This window comes from Aquimarina latercula DSM 2041 (genome assembly GCF_000430645.1).
GTDB classification, from domain to species: domain Bacteria; phylum Bacteroidota; class Bacteroidia; order Flavobacteriales; family Flavobacteriaceae; genus Aquimarina; species Aquimarina latercula.
In genome coordinates this window covers 108,289-126,255 of record NZ_AUMK01000004.1, presented here as the reverse complement: position 1 = coordinate 126,255, position 17,967 = coordinate 108,289, and the positions used below count along the sequence as shown (strand labels likewise).

The 17,967-nt window shown below is 32.2% G+C and carries 18 protein-coding genes; 5 read left to right on the top strand and 13 right to left on the bottom strand.

Annotated features, from left to right (window positions below; all coding sequences use genetic code 11):
- From H526_RS0104595 to H526_RS0104560, 8 genes are all read right to left on the bottom strand, one after another.
- On the bottom strand, positions 1 to 1,347 hold the full coding sequence (locus tag H526_RS0104595) for a DUF3526 domain-containing protein (RefSeq protein WP_051335979.1): 1,347 nt from the start codon (positions 1,345 to 1,347) through the stop codon (positions 1 to 3).
- On the bottom strand, positions 1,344 to 2,795 hold the full coding sequence (locus H526_RS0104590) for an ABC transporter permease (RefSeq protein WP_027391904.1): 1,452 nt from the start codon (positions 2,793 to 2,795) through the stop codon (positions 1,344 to 1,346). Before H526_RS0104590 ends, H526_RS0104595 begins: the two co-directional genes overlap by 4 nt.
- Positions 2,796 to 2,868: 73 nt before the next feature.
- Positions 2,869 to 5,367 carry a TonB-dependent receptor gene (locus H526_RS0104585; protein ID WP_027391903.1) on the bottom strand — a complete coding sequence of 833 codons (2,499 nt, stop codon included), beginning with the start codon at positions 5,365 to 5,367 and terminating at the stop codon, positions 2,869 to 2,871.
- A gap of 26 nt (positions 5,368 to 5,393) precedes the next feature.
- Complete coding sequence (locus tag H526_RS0104580) at positions 5,394 to 6,089, bottom strand: ABC transporter ATP-binding protein (protein WP_027391902.1); 696 nt, start codon at positions 6,087 to 6,089, stop codon at positions 5,394 to 5,396.
- A gap of 308 nt (positions 6,090 to 6,397) precedes the next feature.
- Positions 6,398 to 7,297 carry a GTP-binding protein gene (locus H526_RS0104575; protein ID WP_027391901.1) on the bottom strand — a complete coding sequence of 300 codons (900 nt, stop codon included), beginning with the start codon at positions 7,295 to 7,297 and terminating at the stop codon, positions 6,398 to 6,400.
- A gap of 140 nt (positions 7,298 to 7,437) precedes the next feature.
- Entirely contained in the window at positions 7,438 to 8,394 is a 957-nt protein-coding gene (locus H526_RS28320) for an alpha/beta hydrolase family protein (RefSeq protein WP_051335978.1), read from the bottom strand.
- Positions 8,395 to 8,424: 30 nt separating this feature from the next.
- The gene (folE, locus tag H526_RS0104565) at positions 8,425 to 9,102 is read right to left on the bottom strand and encodes a GTP cyclohydrolase I FolE (RefSeq protein ID WP_027391900.1); all 678 of its coding nucleotides are present in this window, start codon (positions 9,100 to 9,102) and stop codon (positions 8,425 to 8,427) included.
- Between the two features lie 6 nt (positions 9,103 to 9,108).
- A complete protein-coding gene (locus tag H526_RS0104560; protein WP_233557601.1) occupies positions 9,109 to 9,513 on the bottom strand; it encodes a MerC domain-containing protein in 405 nt (134 codons plus the stop codon).
- 103 nt (positions 9,514 to 9,616) lie between these two features.
- On the opposite strand from H526_RS0104560, the gene H526_RS0104555 reads away from it, so the two are divergent.
- The 5 genes from H526_RS0104555 to H526_RS0104535 are packed head-to-tail and all read left to right on the top strand — an operon-like array spanning position 9,617 to position 13,671.
- Positions 9,617 to 10,249: an ABC transporter ATP-binding protein gene (locus H526_RS0104555; RefSeq protein ID WP_027391898.1), complete on the top strand. Its 633-nt coding sequence runs from the start codon at positions 9,617 to 9,619 to the stop codon at positions 10,247 to 10,249.
- Positions 10,250 to 10,299: 50 nt separating this feature from the next.
- Positions 10,300 to 11,463: an ABC transporter permease gene (locus tag H526_RS0104550; RefSeq protein ID WP_051335977.1), complete on the top strand. Its 1,164-nt coding sequence runs from the start codon at positions 10,300 to 10,302 to the stop codon at positions 11,461 to 11,463.
- The gene (locus H526_RS0104545; RefSeq protein ID WP_027391896.1) at positions 11,456 to 11,890 is read left to right on the top strand and encodes a hypothetical protein; all 435 of its coding nucleotides are present in this window, start codon (positions 11,456 to 11,458) and stop codon (positions 11,888 to 11,890) included. The genes H526_RS0104550 and H526_RS0104545 overlap by 8 nt, the downstream gene beginning before the upstream one ends.
- 59 nt (positions 11,891 to 11,949) lie before the next feature.
- Complete coding sequence (locus H526_RS0104540) at positions 11,950 to 12,744, top strand: 5'-nucleotidase C-terminal domain-containing protein (RefSeq protein ID WP_240337538.1); 795 nt, start codon at positions 11,950 to 11,952, stop codon at positions 12,742 to 12,744.
- A gap of 12 nt (positions 12,745 to 12,756) precedes the next feature.
- Complete coding sequence (locus H526_RS0104535; protein ID WP_027391894.1) at positions 12,757 to 13,671, top strand: bifunctional metallophosphatase/5'-nucleotidase; 915 nt, start codon at positions 12,757 to 12,759, stop codon at positions 13,669 to 13,671.
- 85 nt (positions 13,672 to 13,756) lie between these two features.
- Here the strand turns inward: H526_RS0104535 and H526_RS28315 are convergent, their stop codons facing one another.
- Genes H526_RS28315 through H526_RS0104510 form a run of 5 tightly spaced genes read right to left on the bottom strand, consistent with a single transcriptional unit; the run spans position 13,757 to position 17,951 of the window.
- Positions 13,757 to 14,974: a GTP-binding protein gene (locus H526_RS28315; protein WP_035084494.1), complete on the bottom strand. Its 1,218-nt coding sequence runs from the start codon at positions 14,972 to 14,974 to the stop codon at positions 13,757 to 13,759.
- Positions 14,975 to 14,987: 13 nt separating this feature from the next.
- The gene (locus tag H526_RS0104525; protein ID WP_027391893.1) at positions 14,988 to 15,815 is read right to left on the bottom strand and encodes a hypothetical protein; all 828 of its coding nucleotides are present in this window, start codon (positions 15,813 to 15,815) and stop codon (positions 14,988 to 14,990) included.
- 34 nt (positions 15,816 to 15,849) lie between these two features.
- Positions 15,850 to 16,803 carry a DUF5829 family protein gene (locus H526_RS0104520; protein ID WP_027391892.1) on the bottom strand — a complete coding sequence of 318 codons (954 nt, stop codon included), beginning with the start codon at positions 16,801 to 16,803 and terminating at the stop codon, positions 15,850 to 15,852.
- A gap of 28 nt (positions 16,804 to 16,831) precedes the next feature.
- Positions 16,832 to 17,419, bottom strand: a complete 588-nt coding sequence (locus H526_RS0104515) for a HupE/UreJ family protein (RefSeq protein ID WP_027391891.1) — start codon at positions 17,417 to 17,419, stop codon at positions 16,832 to 16,834.
- A gap of 13 nt (positions 17,420 to 17,432) precedes the next feature.
- Positions 17,433 to 17,951: a DUF6702 family protein gene (locus tag H526_RS0104510; RefSeq protein ID WP_027391890.1), complete on the bottom strand. Its 519-nt coding sequence runs from the start codon at positions 17,949 to 17,951 to the stop codon at positions 17,433 to 17,435.
- Positions 17,952 to 17,967: the final 16 nt, after the last annotated feature.

Genomic DNA, 17,967 nt, shown 5'->3' with positions numbered 1-17,967 from the left:
TTATAAACGTCTTATTCTTGGTATTGAAATCAAAATCATAAATATGGATGCAACTACAATTGGAATCATACTTCTTACAGGTGATACCTTAACGTTTGTTTCATAATATTCTGGAGTAAATTGTTTCCAATCGATAGTCTCTGCTTGTTGTTTTTCAAATATTTTTGGATAAAAAAACAATCTTAGTTTTTCATGATACGCATCAGTAGCTTCTAGATAATCCATTTGTTGACTCATACTTGTCCCAGATAATCGATTAAAAACTAGTTGTATATGCATATTTGGAATTATTGATGCAATTTGATTACTGGTTTGTTCACGTAGCTTTATCTTTTCATTTAAAGCTTCTTGTTGATTTTTAGAGTCATCATCTCCCATTTGCTGCATGGCGTAATACCATAACCAGTTAAACCCATCTGTAGGATATCCATATTTTTTAAATTGAGGATAGTGTTTGTAAAACTTCTCTATAGTTGCTAATTTATCGGTATCCCATTTAACGTGATACCCATCTCTCTGTGCTATAGCTGTGCTTAATGCTTCTGGGACCGGATATTTCGTTGATACATATGCATTAATGCCAGCAGGTAAAAGAATGATTAGTACTAGCCAAACTGATAAAAGTAATAAGGCATTAAAACCAGAAGATTTCTTGAAAATAATGATAAAAAAAGTAAGCGTAAACCAAAATAGGATATATAACATTGATAGCCCTAACATCCAAAATAAGTTACGGTCAAAAGTTAGATTAAGCACTAGTTTTGCTATGAAAAAAAGAACGATTAGTGCAGTATATAATAATAGCATTCGGATTAAAAGCTTTGATATAATGAACCCTAATTTAGATCTCGCTTGTATGGTTACTAATCGCCAAGTACCAGTTTCTGTTTCTTCAGAAAGAACATTAAAAGATAGCACAATGACTAATAATGGAAATAAATAAATGATTACAAATGATAGATCGAGATTACCGGATTGTAAATTCATTGGGTTTACCAAATCAGTATCATATTTTTGAGCTTCAAAAGTCTTAATAGTAATTCGCTTTACAGTAGGATTCACATCTGACTGACCAATGGATAGTCCAGCTAATGGGTTTAAGTTGTTTATATAGGCGAATTTTGCATAATATAGTAATAACCCTAAGTCTTCATTATGCAGCGCTACTTGTCGATCAAAATGTTGTGCTTGATATGATTTTACTTCTGCTATTGCATCTTGTTGTCTCTCCAGATGTTTATTGCCAATAACAATACTAATTATACCTAAAAGTGTAATAAGCAATAAACTTATCCGGACCTCTTTAGATCTGATACATTGCTGTAAAAATAACTTTAACGTTGTCATATAGCTTTTGCTTTTTTTGATGTGAATAACAATAACCAGAAGACAAATAACATCCATAATGTTATGGAGATCAATGTAAGAGAAGCTTCTTTAATTGATTTAGAAAAATTCATTGGTTGGTGTCTAAAATCTTTAAATTCTGACCAATGTTCATGATCAACTACATGTTTTTTTCCTTCAGATCCACTTTCTTTTTTTGGACTTATATATTCCATTTGTAATTCATTCATAGTTTGAGCTAACTGATAACGATACGTATCGGCTTGATCTTGAAAATCAATATAAGATGAAAAATCTGTTCCTGACATTATCATGGATAATTGTTTGATAGCAGTAAAAGGATTGATAAATGATGAAAACTGGGTTACATCATTTTGACTGTTATAAATAGAGATCAATTTTTTATAATGCTTTCGATACAAATTAGCCGTTATTTTTTCTCCCTCTCTCATAACAAAACCTGAGTAGTTAAAAGGCAAATCTGTTACTTTTTTAACATTATGAACACTTAAAACAGAGTCCCTTAGATTATTATAATGTGGATCATTAGGATTGTGACTATCACCTTTTTTAATAACTTCTTTTTCAATAGCAGATTGAAATGCTAATTTGCTAGGAGTAGGAAACCAATAATTACCCATAGCTTGTGCAGATTTTGGTAATAACACCACTAATAGTAACCAAATACCTAATAACCTAAGTAAAGCACCTTTTGAAGTATGGGTGCTTGCAGAAACAATGATGGTTAAGGTTGATATAATAAATAGAAAAGCTAAATAGCCAAAGCTTATGAATAATAACCGTAGCCAAAGAAAATCATTAGCACCTTGTTGTCCATAAATCAAAAGGGCAATAATTACTGTCAAAAAAACGGGAATAAAATACAACATAGAAATAGCAAAAAGTCCGAGAGATTTTCCGAATAAGATCTCTTTCCAGGTAGCTCCTTGGGACAATAACATTTTTAGCGTTCCATTCTGGCGATCTTTTGCAACACTAGAGAATCCTAAAAAAAACAAGACCAACGGAAGTACTAGCTGTAATAATAATGATAAGCTTAATTCTCCGAATCGCAGCATACCTGTAGAAAAAGTAGCTTCAGAAAAGTTTACGCTATTTTGTCGATGGGCTTCTAAAAAAACTGTATTCCCAGTAAAACTTTCTAACCCATGATCAAATATTCCTAAGGAAGCATTTATTCTAAAAGCAAAAGTTCCAAAATGAGCCATTCGGTGTGGATGCTTATCTGGGTTAGCCTCCCAACTCTGTCTAGCTTTGACTTGATGATCTAATCGAATTTCATTCTGTGTAATATGATTTTTCACACCACTAACAGCGGCATAGCACGTTAATACTATAAAAATGGAATACAATAGATAGAAACTCTTGGGAGTTGTTGCATTATGCCAAAAGTTTAATACGAATAACTTAATATTAACCCATTTCATATGTTCGCTTTTATTGTTTGTCAATGGTGATATAAAACCGATATGATTGATCCAATCATATCGGTTTCATTCTTTAAAATGTATACGTTGCATTTAACAAAATATTTCTTGGAGCACCTGGTCCTAGTCTAGAAGGGTTAAGACCACCTAACCAATAAGTATCATTAAATAGGTTGTTTACTTTTAGGCTTAACTGCATATTGATGTAACTAGGCTTGTAATATACAGCTGCATCAAATATTGTGTATTCTGGTAATAATACTCTATTGGTATCGTATGTAGGATTGTACCACGTAAATCTTTCGTCTACATATTGTGCACCTAAACCAACTCCAATTCCTTTTAAAAATGAAATTGAATTAAAATCGTATCTCCCCCAAAAATTTGCATTATGTTTTGGAGCCCCACCGATTCGAGCTCCTATAAATTCTGCGATAGCATCTTCTTCAATTGTAGCATCTGTATAAGAATAAGAAGCTGTTAATTGTAAATTTGGTAGTATATAACCTGATATATCTGCTTCAAAACCTCTACTTCTTTGTTCTCCTCTTGTTGTTAAATTATCTAAATCGTAGGTGTCTCCTAGCAAGATGTTTTTTTGAGTAACATTAAAAATTGCGAAGTTGGCAAAGATTTTTCCATTTAAAAATTCTCCTTTAGCACCTACTTCTATTAGACTACTTTCTAATGGATCGAATCTACTTGGTGAGGCTGCCCAGAAAAAACCTTCTGCAGTTGGAGATAATGATACTGTATTCGTATGTGGTTGAAATCCTTCTAAATATGTTGTATACGCACTAATATCATCTGTAATTTCATAAGTTACACCAAGTCTAGGTACAAAAGCACTAGTTTTAAATTCTTCTTCATCATTTTTGTAATCAAAAATGTCTGTAAACCACTCATACCTTAAGTTTACTAATGCTGATAATTTTCCAATTTTGAATTGGTTTTGAATATAGATACCGTTTGAAGTGTTTAAATTTGCAGGAATTGTTAATTCAGCAAGATTGTAACTATTTGTATTTCTGGCTCCATTAAAAGGGTTTTCTAAATTAAAATGTGGAACAGCTGGTACAGGCATAGTTACACCATCTACAACCATTTGTTGAAAATTACCAGGGTTAGTTGGGTCATAATTAGCCTGACCTCCATCAACTGTTAGATATCTTCTTGCACGAAGGAATCCAGCTCCAATTTTTCTTTCCCATCTCGTAGCATCGTATCCAACCAATAATTTATTGGTAATATTATTTTTTTTGATGTCATAATTAAAATAGGCACTAAAGTTATCTGTTTCCCAAAATTGTTGTCTTTTGTCATATCGCATTCTAGCAAGTGTAGGAATCACATTTCCATCAATATCAACGGCTGTACCATCAACTCTATGCTCAGCTAAATCTTCATCCCAAGTTTGTTTCATGAACTGTGCATTAAAGCCAAAGTCTTCAGTAAACTTTTGACTAAAATTAGCCATAAATATGAGTTCTTTAGTTTTATAGTGATCGTTTGATGCACCTACGTTTCTTGTGATTGGTGTGCTATTCAAATCAAACTCGCCATTAATTGCACCAAAAATTGGCTGACCTCTGTCTAAATTACCCTCGGCGTTATTGTAAATCATTTCAACATTAAGTGAGGTCTTATCGTTAGGAATATAACTTAAAGAAGGAGTGATTAAAATAGCATTGTTATTTACAACATCTCTAAAAGAATCTGCTTCTTGAAAAGCCGCATTAAAACGATATAATAAAGTTTTAGATTCGTTCAATGGTCCTGTGAAATCAGCTGTCGCTCTTAAAGTTCCAAAACTCCCTGTTGTTAAACTTACTGAATTTCTTTTTTCAGTCAATGGTTTTTTAGTTACCATATTTACAGTTCCACCAGGATCTGCACTAGAAAAAGTTACTGAAGAAGGCCCTTTGATAACCTCTACACGCTCAAGGTGAGATGTAATAGGTTGTAAAAAGTAATATTGACGTGTACGCATTCCATTAAGCATTTGTCCGTCATCAGCTTGAGTTATACCTCTAATGTTATAATGATTATATAATCCCGTCGCTGATACACTACTTACTGTTTTGACAGCATCTGGTAATTGAAATGCTAGACGATCATCAATAAGTTCTTTAGTTACTGTAGCTACCGATTGAGGCAATTCTTTATTTTTAATAGCTATTTTGGTAGCAGAAAAGGAATAATCACTATTGTAATCTTTTCTTACACGACCGACAACTTCGACAGTCTGTAATTGCTCAGTACCTGCTTCTAATTGAATAGTTCCTACGTCAAATGTAGAATCATCACCTATTTCGATACTTTTCTTATAGGATTGAAATCCTAAATATCTCACTTCTAGGTTGTAGTTGCCAGAAGGAGCATCTATTTCAAATTGTCCAGATCTATTAGTTAGTTTTCCAAAATTATTTTCAGAATTCTCTAATAAAATGGTAGCTCCGACTATTGGAGTATTTTCGGCGTCGACGATGGTTCCTGTTACTTTTACTTGTGCAAATGTGGCACAACCAAATAATATAAATAAAAGGGTGGGTAATAATCTAAAAAGTTTCATTGTGTGTTAATTGATTTGTTTTACGTTTAGATAGTTTTTAAGTATAAATCTTGTAGTTGAGTTGCGGTTATAGAGTCGGTATTGGAAGTATGTACAAGTTGTCCCTCTTTCATAATTCCAATTTTTGTTCCTACATTGACTGCGTTAAAAATGTCATGAGTAGCCATAAAAATAGCCTTGCCGTCATTGCTTAATTCTTTACAAATTTTGGTAAACTCAAGTGTGGCTTTGGGGTCCAAACCTGAGATGGGTTCATCCATGAAGATGTAATCCGCATTTTTAGAAAGTGCAATGGCAATACCAACTTTCTGTCTCATCCCTTTGGAGTAGGAGGATAGCTTGTTTTGATGTGCGTTTTCTTGTAGTCCTGCTTTTGATAAAAAGTCAGAAAGCTGTTTGTTTGAGTATTTAAAACCCGCCAATCTACTGAAGAAGTTTAAATTTTCAGTACCAGATAGATTACCGTATAATTGCACAACTTCAGGGATGTATGCAATCATGTTAGTGGTTTTGTTATTATTGGGTGTAACGGTAACTCCATTAATTAAAGCTTCGCCACTAGTAGATTCAATTAGGCCTAAAAATAAATTAATAGTAGTTGTTTTTCCGGCACCGTTTTGACCTAGTAAACAAAATATTTCTCCTTTATCAACTGATAAATTTAATTGGCTAAGTGCTTGATGTTTACCATATGTTTTGGTGAGATTTATTGCTTTAAGCATATGAGTTTTTTTTAATTGAGAGTTAAGCCCTTTTTGTTCCTTAATCAAATTATACAATTGATCAAAAAACATATAGTTTATACTGTAAAAGAGTATTTAAAGCAACTATGTTGCAAACTTAATTATAATATTTGTTTTTGCAACACTGTTGCGTTAATATTATGTTAATGGATTTTAAAATTCTGTGGTATTAGCACAAATATTATTTGATTCATTTTTGGAAATAGATTGGTATATTTATAAAGAATATGTAGAGCATATTGTCTATTTACTGCGATACTCTTTTTTATTTTACTAGGGTCTTAGTTTTATTTTTTAAGACTAGTTTGGATAACTTTTTCTAATAATGAAGATTCACTTCCCGGTCCTACAGTAAGAAGTTTTGGACCTGTGATAGGTATGCCGTTAAATGGTCGAATAAAAACTTGACCATCTGGATTACGTTCAAAATAAGTATACTTTTTTTCGTCTCCAATTTTTGTGCAACCTTTTACCCTTAGTATACTTTTTGGTAATGCATTGCAGATAGTATATATGCAATCTAAGTTGGGCAGATCTGGCAGATCTGTGGAGCAAGAAGACCAATGTGCTTTTTGATGATCAAGTTTTTGAGCGATGTTTTTAGAAGGCAAAAATTCAGGAAGCAGTGTGGCATCAATTTCATCCATTGTCATAATTTTAGCGAATCGGTTGAGTGCTTTTAATTCTTTCCTAACAAGAGTTTGTCTATTTTTAGTTGTTTTTTCAAGATGAGTTAGGATAATCAATGAAGACACTTGTACTTGATTTGCTTCTAGCTCATCATATTCTCCTCTTTTTTGCCAATTTTTTACATCAACAACGGATATCTGGATAGGGGGTAAGAATCTATCGTTAAGTCCAACACCTAAGAACTCCATTAGCGCACATGCATCAGAAGTGCCATTGGCTTCGATTAAAGTAATTCCATTAGTACGTACTGGAATTCGGTTTACGTGATCTCTCAATTCATTAATACCACTGCAGCAAATACAACTACCTGTAAGGGCTCTTATCCATTTAGGATCAATTTTATCGATAAGCTGAAGTGCATCGAGATTTGCATTTTCATAATCATTTAGAACAATAAAAGGGTTCCAATTATTCTTGATATAGCTTGTTACCAAATGCTTCAAAAGTGTCGTTTTTCCAGCTCCCAAAAAACCAACAATTGTAATTATAGCTTCCATGTTTTAATAAAAAAGTAAAATTTTATATGGTTAAAGAAGATTAATAAAGGAGTAAAATACCACTGGATTAGACGGGGATTATATTTCCGAATAACAATACAACACTTTTAATACTAATCCATCTTTTAAATAAAAGAAGGTTATCTGCCATGTAACTCCATATTTGGTAAATCATTAAGCTCTTTTACATAAAAATCAAAAAAGCTTTTGGTTTGGGCAAAAAACTCTTTTCTAAATTCTGATATTCGGTGATCAGCTCCTTCAAATAAAATATAACGAACTGGATGTTTATATTCATACAACTTGTTCAATAACTCTAGTGATTCTGTTGCTGGAACACGCCAGTCAGCGCTACCTTGCATTATTAACATTGGAGTTGTTTTACACATTTTATCAGCCCAAAATACTGCCGACCGTGCTTTGAGTTCTTTTTCTTTATTTTCATAATAATTAGGAATAACCTTGGCATATACATTCTCTTCAAAATCGGGTCTATGTACGAGATGTTCGAAAGCATTAGCAGCACCCGCAAGGACAACGGCAGCTTTGAATTGACATGTTTTTTTAAGTGAAAGATATGTCATCATACCTCCTCTGCTAGCACCTTCTATTCCAATTCTCGATGTATCGGCATTATCAATTTCTCCTAAAGTGTTAACAAGACTTAGTACATCATTTACGTCCTTTCCGCCTCTTTCTTCTTGTCCTTCACCACCATCATTACCTCGGTATTGACTTGCCACGACTACATATCCCCAACTAGCAAGTTTTCCTAAAAAGAAACCCACTCCAGTCTCATTCCATTTCCCGAATTCACCTGTACCTCCGCGATTTGAAATGATACAAGGGAAACTACCTTTCTGAACTGGTTTAGCGATAAAACCTTTAACTTTAAGAGAGTCTGATAGATATGTAATTCGAAAAAATTCAATGTTTTTAAGTGCTTTAATCATGGCTGAATCAGCCTTGTGAATTTTGGTAATTATAGAATCACTTAAAATTAACCTTTCCTTTTCTATAATTTTCCCATTTTGGGAAAAAGAAACAAAACACTTAAAAATAGTGAAAAGCAAAAGTAATGTTAGTTTATATCTCATTATTGGTTTTTACTTAATGATTTCTAACATTTAAATACTTTCAAAAGGTTTGTTTATAACATCAAAGAATTCTTTTCTAGTATCCGGTTCAATAAACTTTCCTCTATATTCGATGGTAGTCGTAAAACTGCTTTTATCTTTAATTCCTCTTGAGGAAACACAAAGATGTTTAGCCTGTATTACTACAATCACATCCTCAGTTCCTAGAGTTTCTTGTAAGTCTTTTAAAATTTGTAAGCATAATCTTTCTTGTACTTGGGGACGATGGGCATAATAATCTACCAATCTATTGATTTTTGATAGCCCGATTACCTTTTCTTTAGGAATGTATCCCACATGTGCGGTACCAACAATTGGTAAAAAGTGATGTTCACAAGAAGAATCAATATTGATGTTTTGCTCAACCAACATTTTCTGATATCCATATTTATTTTCAAAAATGGAAGTCTTAGGGCGGTTCTTTGGATTTAGACCGTAAAAAAGTTCTTTTACATACATTTTCGCAAACCTGTAAGGAGTTCCAGAGAGACTGTCATCGGTTAGATCAAGTCCTAACTCTTTCATGATTTCAGCAAAATGATGTTGTATGTTTTTAATTTTGTCTTCATCAGATGTGTCAAAAGCATTTGCCCGTAAAGGAGTTTCTGTTGAATTGGAAATATGCGCATCTCCAATTAATTCTATTTCGTTTTGATTCTTAGTGCTCATTATGCATTAATTTGTGCAGCATTTTTCATCTTTACAACGGCAGTACTTCTTATTATAAAAATGTAATCCTACTAATATTAAAGATACTACGTAAATAACTTCTTCAGGAAGCGGTATAATTGATAGTTTTTCATTCATTATAATAAATAACAACATCGTCCAAGCTGACCAAAAAGCATATTTTATTCTATGGTTTGTGGTGGTTTTAGTGGTTTGACGAATTGCGATAAATGAAAGCCCTAAAAAAATAATATCCAGTGATTTCCACCATAAAGAATGTCCATCTTGAAATAAGGTGGAGCCGGTATTGGCTAGAAATAAAAAAGGAGTTGCTAAGCAGTGTGCTAAACATAAGCTACTGGCTATAATACCTAAGGTATCGGAGTTGCTGCGTATTTGTAAAATATTCAAAGTAAAAGTGTATATATTTTAATGAGGGCAAAGATAGTGTATAATTTACAAACGCAACTTTGTTGCGTTAATAATATTTATTTATTTTTGACAAAACTTTTTTATGATCCGAACGACATCGTTAAGGTTTGCATATAAGAACACAAAAACTAATACTTTTTATTTTCCAGACATAGATTTATCATTTGAACAAAATGCTTTGATTTTGGGAGACTCAGGTATTGGTAAAACTACGTTGTTACATATTATGGCTGGTCTTTTAGTTCCAAAAAAAGGAAATGTATTTATTGGTAATACTTGTGTGCAACAACTTACAAGAAATCAATTAAATAATTTCAGAGGTAAGCATATAGGAATAATTTTTCAAAGAGCATATTTTATTAAGTCTTTAAGTTTATTAGAGAACATTAAAATTCGTGAGAAACTGTCTAAAAAAACAATAGATCAAGAAAGGAGAATAGGATTAATAGAGAAATTGGATTTAATTGATGTTAGGAATAAGAAAGTTCAAGAATTAAGCGAGGGTCAAAGACAACGACTTTCCATTGCTCTTGGGATTATACATAAACCAAAGGTAATCTTAGCAGATGAACCTACTTCTAATTTAGATGATAAGAATTGTGAGAGGGTCATCTCCTTATTAAAAAAAGAGGCTCAGATTTGCAAAAGTAATTTGGTCATTATCACCCATGATCAAAGAGTTAGACCACATTTTGATAAACATATAATCCTCTAAATTTGTTATACTTAGCGTTTAAAAATCTCATTTCAAAACCTCTTAATACAATGCTTAGCGTTTTGCTATTAACGTTAAGTATTTTGTTAGCTACTTTTGTTTTACAAATAAGCAAACAGCTTAATCATCATCTAGAGAAAAATAGTAAACCATTTGATATGGTAGTTGGCGCAAAAGGAAGTCCTTTGCAACTTGTATTATCGACTATCTTTCACATAGATAACCCAACTGGAAATATATCTCTAGATGAAGCTTTAAGGATAAGTAAAAATCCTATGATAAAGGAAGCTATACCTGTTTCTTATGGTGATAATTATAAAAGTTATAAGATTTTAGGAACTTCTAGTCAGTATTTACTTAAATATAATGCTACCTGTAAAGAAGGGAAACTAAACACGAAAAATTTTGAAGCGGTATTGGGTAGTAAAGTAGCTAGTAACTTAAACCTTAGCGTTGGAAGTACTTTTGTTAGTTCTCATGGGTTGATACAAAATGAAATTGATATTCACGATGATAAACCTTTTGTAGTTAGTGGAATTTTAGTGTCTACAGGAACAGTGGTAGATGATCTTATTATAACAAATCTTGAAAGTATTTGGGAAGTTCATGAGCATCCATCAGATGAAGAACACATAGAAGGTGAAGAACATACAGAGCACGAGGAAGAGCATAAAGAAATTACAGCTTTATTATTAAACTTCAGAAACCCTATTGGGGCCTTGCAACTTTCTAGATCTATCAATAAAAATAGCTCATTACAGGCAGCACTTCCAAAATTAGAGATTGACCGATTATTGAGATTTTTAGGTGTTGGTTTTCAGGCAATCAATGGAATTGCCATAGCAATACTACTTGTAGCAGGGTTAAGTATTTTTACTAACCTAATAAAGACTGTTAGAGAAAGAAAACATGAATTAGCTTTATTAAGAACATATGGAGCAACGAACTTTCAATTGCTGAAATTAGTTTTTTACGAGGCACTTTCTTTATCCATCATTGGATGCATTTTAGGATGGATTTTAGGTAGAGGAAGTGTTTTGCTATTTGCAACCTTAGCTTCAGAGGTATATCAGTATCAATTGGAGATAAGTATACCTGATACAGAAGAGTTTTTTATATTCACTCTAGTACTTTTTACCACAATACTTGCTACAATTTTTGCTTCTTATTCTTTATTTAAATTAAATATTTCTAAAACTTTAGCCGATGCGTAAAGTATTTTTATTTCTGGTCTTCAGTATCCCACTTCATCTTATGGCTCAGCAAAAATTGTTATGGGATGATTTTACAGATGTTAGTTTTCAAGATATTTATAACGTACATTATGATGATTATTTTTTGAAACCAACATTTGGACCTAAAATAAAGTCTTATGAAGGATCCAAAATTAGTATCAGGGGTTATTTTTTAGATTTTTCTTATAAAGAAGAGTTTTTTATGGTTTCTAGAAATCCAATGTCATCTTGTTTTTTCTGCGGGGGAGCTGGTCCTGAAACTATTGTAGAAGTGATTTTTAAAAATAAACCTGGTTATAAAACAGACCAAATAATAGAAGTAACGGGAATACTAGAATTAAATGCGGATGATGTTGATCACTGTAATTATATATTGAAAGAAGCAACCGCTAGATTGATACAGTAAAATAGAATTAAAATTATACATTAGCTGCTAGAGAAAGGATTAATCAAGTTTTATAATACATGGATAAAATAATAGATCATAATTACCTACGAAAAAATATGATTGATAAGAGTTTCTTATTGCTTACATTCATATTGGTTTTCTCATCTTGTAAGAAAAAAGAACATCTTATAAAAGTAGAAGGAGTGAGAATTGAAATAAATGATACTACTCTGGATAATTCAGATGTGGAGGCTTTTATAAAACCTTATAAAGAACATGTAAATAAGACTTTGGATAGTACCTTGGCGTATGCTCCAGAAACTTACTCTAAAAGAGATGGAAACCTTAATACAGCTATTGGTAATTTAATGGCCGATATCGTATTAGAACAAGCCAATCCTTTTTTTATTTCAAAAACTAAAAGTGCCATTGATATGGTATTATTAAATCAAGGAGGAATACGAGCACCAATTCCAAAAGGTAATGTTACCGCACGTACTGCCTATCAGGTGATGCCATTTGAGAATAGTATCATAGTTGTGGAAATGAATGGCGCCCATATTAAAGAATTGATTTCCTATTTACAAAAATCTAGAAAAGCACATCCTATTTCTGGATTAAAATTGACCGTTGATGAAGATTTTAATATCGTGAAAGCTTTGATTAATGATATGGAAATTAACGAAGACAAGGTTTATTTCGTAGCAACTAATGATTATCTGTATCATGGTGGTAGTGAGATGTATTTTTTTAAAAAAGCGGGCAAGGCTCATAAGTTGAATTATAAAATTAGGAATGCAATGATTGACTACTTTAAAAAAGTAGATACAATTGCACCGAAAATTGACGATAGATTTTTACAAACCAACTAATTAAATAAAGCGATGAAACGAAGAGAATTTGTAAAACATTCTGCATTAACGGCTGGCTTGTTAACAGTTGGAGGTGTAGGTTTATCTTCTTTTTCTGCGAGTAACACGAAAAAGATAACCATCTTACACACAAACGATGTACATAGTCATATAGATCCTTTTGGGCCAAATGATGGTAGAAATTCTAATAAAGGGGGAGTGGCCCGAAGAGCTACAATTATCGAAAATATAAGAAAAGAGAACCCTAATACTTTGTTATTAGACGCAGGTGATATTTTTCAGGGAACTCCTTATTTTAATTTTTACGGAGGTGAGCTAGAATTTAAGTTGATGAGTATGCTTAAATACGATGTAGTAACTATAGGGAATCATGATTTTGATAATGGGATTGAGGGATTGCATGCACAATTGCCTTATGCAAAATTTAATTTTGTGTCCGCTAACTATGATTTTACTAATACAGTTATGGATACGTTCGTAAAGCCTTATAAAATAATAATAAAGGATTCTATTAAGATTGGAATATTTGGTTTAGGAATAGAGTTAGAAGGACTTGTAATGAAAGATTTATATAAGGAGACTAACTATCTTAATCCAATAGAGATTGCTCAGGACATGAGTGCTGTATTAAAAAACGAAGAAAAGTGTGATTTGGTTATATGCTTATCTCATTTAGGATATGATTATAAAAACGAGCCAAATAAAGTGAGTGATTTAAGCCTAGCTGCAGCTACAGAAAACATTGATCTAATTATAGGTGGACATACGCATACTTTTCTAAAAGAACCAACAGTAGTAAAAAATAGAAAAGATAAAAATGTGCTCGTAAATCAGGTTGGGTGTTACGGTTTGTATTTAGGTAGAATAGATTTTTATTTTGATAGCCAAAAAAATAAAACTTCAGACGGAACTGCTATGGTTGTATAAAATTCTAATTATATTATTAGTAAATCCGGTTAGCTAAAGGCTAACCGGATTTATTGTTATTTCACTTCTTTCGGTTTTATCTCTATTAGACAGATGACCCTTCGTAATTAGGAATTGGCCAATGATCGTTTGCTACAAACACTCCCTTTTTCCATTCGTTAAGTTCTGATTCTGTGATCAAACAATCATCCAATTGTTTAGTTACAAGATCAACATCAATGTTTTGACCAATAAATACGAGTTCGATTTTACGATCCCCAAATGTAGGATCCCACTCAGCTTCAATCATCTTTTGATTATCTAAAAATGAGCCATAACTGATTCGTTCACTAAAAGGCATCGAAGCCCACCAAACTCCAGCTGGATCTGTTTTGAGTGAACCTCCTGCAGAACCCCATATAAGAGCTTGATTGGGACGAGAGGCAAGCCAAAATAATCCTTTACTACGAATAATATTTGAAGGAAAGTGATCCTTGGCAAATTCTAAAAAACGTTCAGGATGAAAGGGTTTACATTTTCGATAAACAAAAGAACCAATCCCATATTCTTCGGTTTCCGGGATGTGCTCATTTTCGAGTTCCTGTATCCATCCTGCTGATGCTTCTGCTTCTTCAAAATCAAACAAACCTGTATCAATTACTTCACGTATTGATACTTGAGAATTTTGAGTAGGGATAACGCGAGCGTTTGGGTTTAATTTATGAATAATATCATATAAATTCCTCAATTCTGATTCTGTTATTAAGTCTACTTTATTTAGCAAAATAACATTAGCAAACTCTACTTGATCAGTTAATAGGTTAACAATAGTACGGTCATCTCCCTCAATATTAGTAAGGTTTCTATCTGTTAGATATTGTGGGCTAGAAAAATCTCTCAGAAAATTATAACCATCTACAACAGTGACCATAGTATCTACATAGCTAAACTTACTTAAGTCTAGTTGTCCATCTTCGCTGGTAAAACTAAAGGTTTGTGCTACAGGGATAGGTTCCGAAATCCCAGTACTTTCTATGATTAAATAATCAAAGCGTTGTTCTTTGGCTAATTTTTCTACCTCTACCATTAGATCTTCTCTTAGAGTACAACAAATACAACCATTAGACATCTCAACGAGTTTTTCTTCGGTTCTAGATAGGGTGTTTTCATTTTCTACAAGCTGTGCATCAATGTTGATTTCACTCATGTCATTTACAATAACAGCAACTTTTAATCCTTCTTTGTTATGTAAAATATGATTTAAGAGCGTTGTCTTTCCTGCTCCAAGAAAGCCACTCAATACAGTTACAGGTAATTTTTTCATTGACTTTATTTTTTTAGTCTTTTAAAGTGATCTTACGAGTCACTTTGTTAAATGGCCCTGGAATTACATTTCCAGCTTCATCAACTAATTCTAGCTGAATAGTAATTTCTCCCATAGGAAGCCCTTTGATAACGTGAGGAACCCATTCTGTGATTGTAAATTCTGTGCCATTAATTTTTGCACGAACTTTATTTCCTTCTTTAGAAAGTTTTGTGTTTAGTACAAAGAAATCCAATAATACTTCCTTTGTACCGTCACCAGTATATTCACCTTTAGGTCGGCTATAAATTAGTGTTGGTGCCTCCATATTAAGGTTTAATTTATCCTCAGGTTTTTCTCCTACTACTAGTTTACGAACAACTACAGAATTTTCATTCTTTACTGATTCGTGGAATGAACGGCTTAAAAAGGCAACTAAATGGTGAATGCCATCAGGTATTTCTTTTTTAAAATTTGGTTCATAGTGTGCAGAGTAGGGCTGATTATTTAGGATGAAATGAATATGTTGTCCTTTCCCAGAATTTGCTAGTTTTTGTGCGTTTGGACCTTTAGTTTGAGCACCTAATTCATAATTTTCAACGTTAAAATAGAAATCCATTTCTCCAGATTTTTTAGCGACTATTTCATCAGAAGTATCTACAATAAGTGCTGCGTCTTTATATGCAGGCGAACCTTCTAATTTCTCTAAGGTAATTTTAGATTGTACTACTTCGGCTTCTTCAGTAATTTCTGTTTCTAACTCATCAGTAGTTTCTGGAGCCTTTTTTTCTTGTTTACAGGATGTAATAGCAAAAAATAAAAGAAGAGTTACAATAATTTGATAGTGAGTTTTTTTGTTCATTTTGTTTTAATTTTAAATAATATTACAGTGTTTTCTAAAAATTGTTTTTATGAAGTTTATCAAAATTCCATGTAGATTCATTCCCTTGATTGGTTATGGTAACATTACCTAATTGAATCGTGCTGTTATCTTTTTCGTTTAATCGACAAATTATTTTGGTAATTTGACTGTATTCGATCTGATTAGAGGGTTGAATATTAATAGTAATGTCACCGCTAGCTATGGTTAGAGTATTTCCGTTTTTTTCTAATAGCTTACAACCTAAATGCCTTAGTTCTTGGGTTACGCGGCGATAATCATTTGGGATACAGCTTAAATGAATTTCTTTAATCCCGTTAAAAAGTTTTTCATCAGTATACGTAGATTCAAGAAATGCTTCTCGTGAATATGTGGTATGTCTTTTGCCTAGAAGGTTATCTAAAAAAGCTGGGTTATAAAAACCATACCAAGTGTGTAAAGATGTGCCAGGACTTGGTGTGTAAAAAGCCTTGAACCAGGTATGGTTATGATCATCCAAAGGCATCTCAACATTTTCCATAGCATAAAGAAGCGAGTCTTTAGTAGTTTTTAATTTTGGTTTAACACCCAAATGAAAATGTTCGTCATTGTTTTTTAAAGAGAAACCAATTCCACTTTTTCCTACAGGTTCGTTATAGCTATTTTTTGGACTTAAGATTTCAATATAATGTTGATGTCCTCGTAAATAACAGGTAGATACTTTATGATCTGCGGGAGCAAAATCTGGTAATCCTATATCTATAGAGGCATATTTACTTTTCCAGCTATTGTTTTTTATTAATTTTTCATAAGTAATGCTATCTACAACCACGTATAAATGATCTAATAATAACTTAGATACATCTTTGTTAAAAGTTGCATCAATTTTTTTTCGATCAATAATAACTTCAGATTCTTCTTTTTTTTCTTGTGCCCCACAAGATCCAAACAAAAATGAAAGAATTAAGTAAATAGCTATTTGTTTAAACATATTAAAACTCCTTTGTTAACATAGTCTATTATTGTATATCATTAAAAGCGTTTAATAAAATCGTGGCAGCAATTCCAAAACCAGCTCCCGAAATGAACAGGTTCCATTTTAAATGTTCTCCCCTAATAAATTGAGTATATATCCATAGGGATAACATAAAAAGGAGTACAATAAATAACTGTCCAACCTCGATACCAATATTAAATGCCAATAGTGGCATAATTATGCTATCACTAAATAGCATAAATTTAAAATTGCTGGCAAATGCTAATCCATGAATTAACCCAAAAATTAAGGCAATGCTATATTTTACTTTAGTATCAGAAAATTTACCGTGTTTATTGTAATTGATAATATTGGCTAATGCAGTTAACATTATGGTAAAAGGAATGAGCATATCTATAAGTTTGGAATTTGCCGGAATTATATCTAAGGCGCTTAGAATAAGAGTTCCGCTATGCCCAATAGTAAAAGCGGTAATGATTACTAATATTTGCTTCCATTGTTCTAGTTTAAAAGCAGCACATAATGTCATTACAAATAATAAATGGTCGTATGCATTAATATCTACGATATGATGCCATCCATTAATAAAAAAAGAGCTTAAATTATCCATTAGGATTAGGGTATTATAAATTAAGAGTTATAGGTTTGTCTAGTGATGTAACTTCGAAGTAATCTTCTGAAATAAATGGAGGTATACGAACAGTCATCCTATTAGATTGTAAAAAGTCAAATTCTTGAAAAAAAAGTGTGTTTTCGATACAAATTTGATCTCCCTCTTTTATCACCGGAATTTTTTTGGAAAACTTAATTGATAAAACATTATGCTTTTCAAAAACTTCTGAAGAAATATATTTAAGGGTGTATATTTTATCATTAATGATTATTTTATAATACTTTTTAAAATAATTCTCAATTCCTTCAATATCTTCTTCGGATAAGTCTGATGCATTAAAATTTTTAGTAAATGTATCGTTCATACTAAAAGTAAAATCATCAATAAAAACTCTGCATTCTACTCCTAAAATATTACTTTCCGGAAAAGATTGAATTAATGATGAGGTTAGCTTTATTGGATGTGTTAGGCTAAATGATGTAGAAAATAGCAATAGACATCCGAGAAGTAATATTTGATAGAATTTCATAATTACAGTATTTTAA

What these genes read in the sequence shown, in the direction of transcription:
- H526_RS0104595 (WP_051335979.1), bottom strand. Translation starts at nt 1,347, where the DNA reads ATGACAACGTTAAAGTTATTTTTACAGCAATGTATCAGATCTAAAGAG.
- H526_RS0104590 (WP_027391904.1), bottom strand. Translation starts at nt 2,795, where the DNA reads ATGAAATGGGTTAATATTAAGTTATTCGTATTAAACTTTTGGCATAAT.
- H526_RS0104585 (WP_027391903.1), bottom strand. Translation starts at nt 5,367, where the DNA reads ATGAAACTTTTTAGATTATTACCCACCCTTTTATTTATATTATTTGGT.
- H526_RS0104580 (WP_027391902.1), bottom strand. Translation starts at nt 6,089, where the DNA reads ATGCTTAAAGCAATAAATCTCACCAAAACATATGGTAAACATCAAGCA.
- H526_RS0104575 (WP_027391901.1), bottom strand. Translation starts at nt 7,297, where the DNA reads ATGGAAGCTATAATTACAATTGTTGGTTTTTTGGGAGCTGGAAAAACG.
- H526_RS28320 (WP_051335978.1), bottom strand. Translation starts at nt 8,394, where the DNA reads ATGAGATATAAACTAACATTACTTTTGCTTTTCACTATTTTTAAGTGT.
- folE (WP_027391900.1), bottom strand. Translation starts at nt 9,102, where the DNA reads ATGAGCACTAAGAATCAAAACGAAATAGAATTAATTGGAGATGCGCAT.
- H526_RS0104555 (WP_027391898.1), top strand. Translation starts at nt 9,617, where the DNA reads ATGATCCGAACGACATCGTTAAGGTTTGCATATAAGAACACAAAAACT.
- H526_RS0104550 (WP_051335977.1), top strand. Translation starts at nt 10,300, where the DNA reads ATGCTTAGCGTTTTGCTATTAACGTTAAGTATTTTGTTAGCTACTTTT.
- H526_RS0104545 (WP_027391896.1), top strand. Translation starts at nt 11,456, where the DNA reads ATGCGTAAAGTATTTTTATTTCTGGTCTTCAGTATCCCACTTCATCTT.
- H526_RS0104540 (WP_240337538.1), top strand. Translation starts at nt 11,950, where the DNA reads ATGGATAAAATAATAGATCATAATTACCTACGAAAAAATATGATTGAT.
- H526_RS0104535 (WP_027391894.1), top strand. Translation starts at nt 12,757, where the DNA reads ATGAAACGAAGAGAATTTGTAAAACATTCTGCATTAACGGCTGGCTTG.
- H526_RS28315 (WP_035084494.1), bottom strand. Translation starts at nt 14,974, where the DNA reads ATGAAAAAATTACCTGTAACTGTATTGAGTGGCTTTCTTGGAGCAGGA.
- H526_RS0104525 (WP_027391893.1), bottom strand. Translation starts at nt 15,815, where the DNA reads ATGAACAAAAAAACTCACTATCAAATTATTGTAACTCTTCTTTTATTT.
- H526_RS0104520 (WP_027391892.1), bottom strand. Translation starts at nt 16,803, where the DNA reads ATGTTTAAACAAATAGCTATTTACTTAATTCTTTCATTTTTGTTTGGA.
- H526_RS0104515 (WP_027391891.1), bottom strand. Translation starts at nt 17,419, where the DNA reads ATGGATAATTTAAGCTCTTTTTTTATTAATGGATGGCATCATATCGTA.
- H526_RS0104510 (WP_027391890.1), bottom strand. Translation starts at nt 17,951, where the DNA reads ATGAAATTCTATCAAATATTACTTCTCGGATGTCTATTGCTATTTTCT.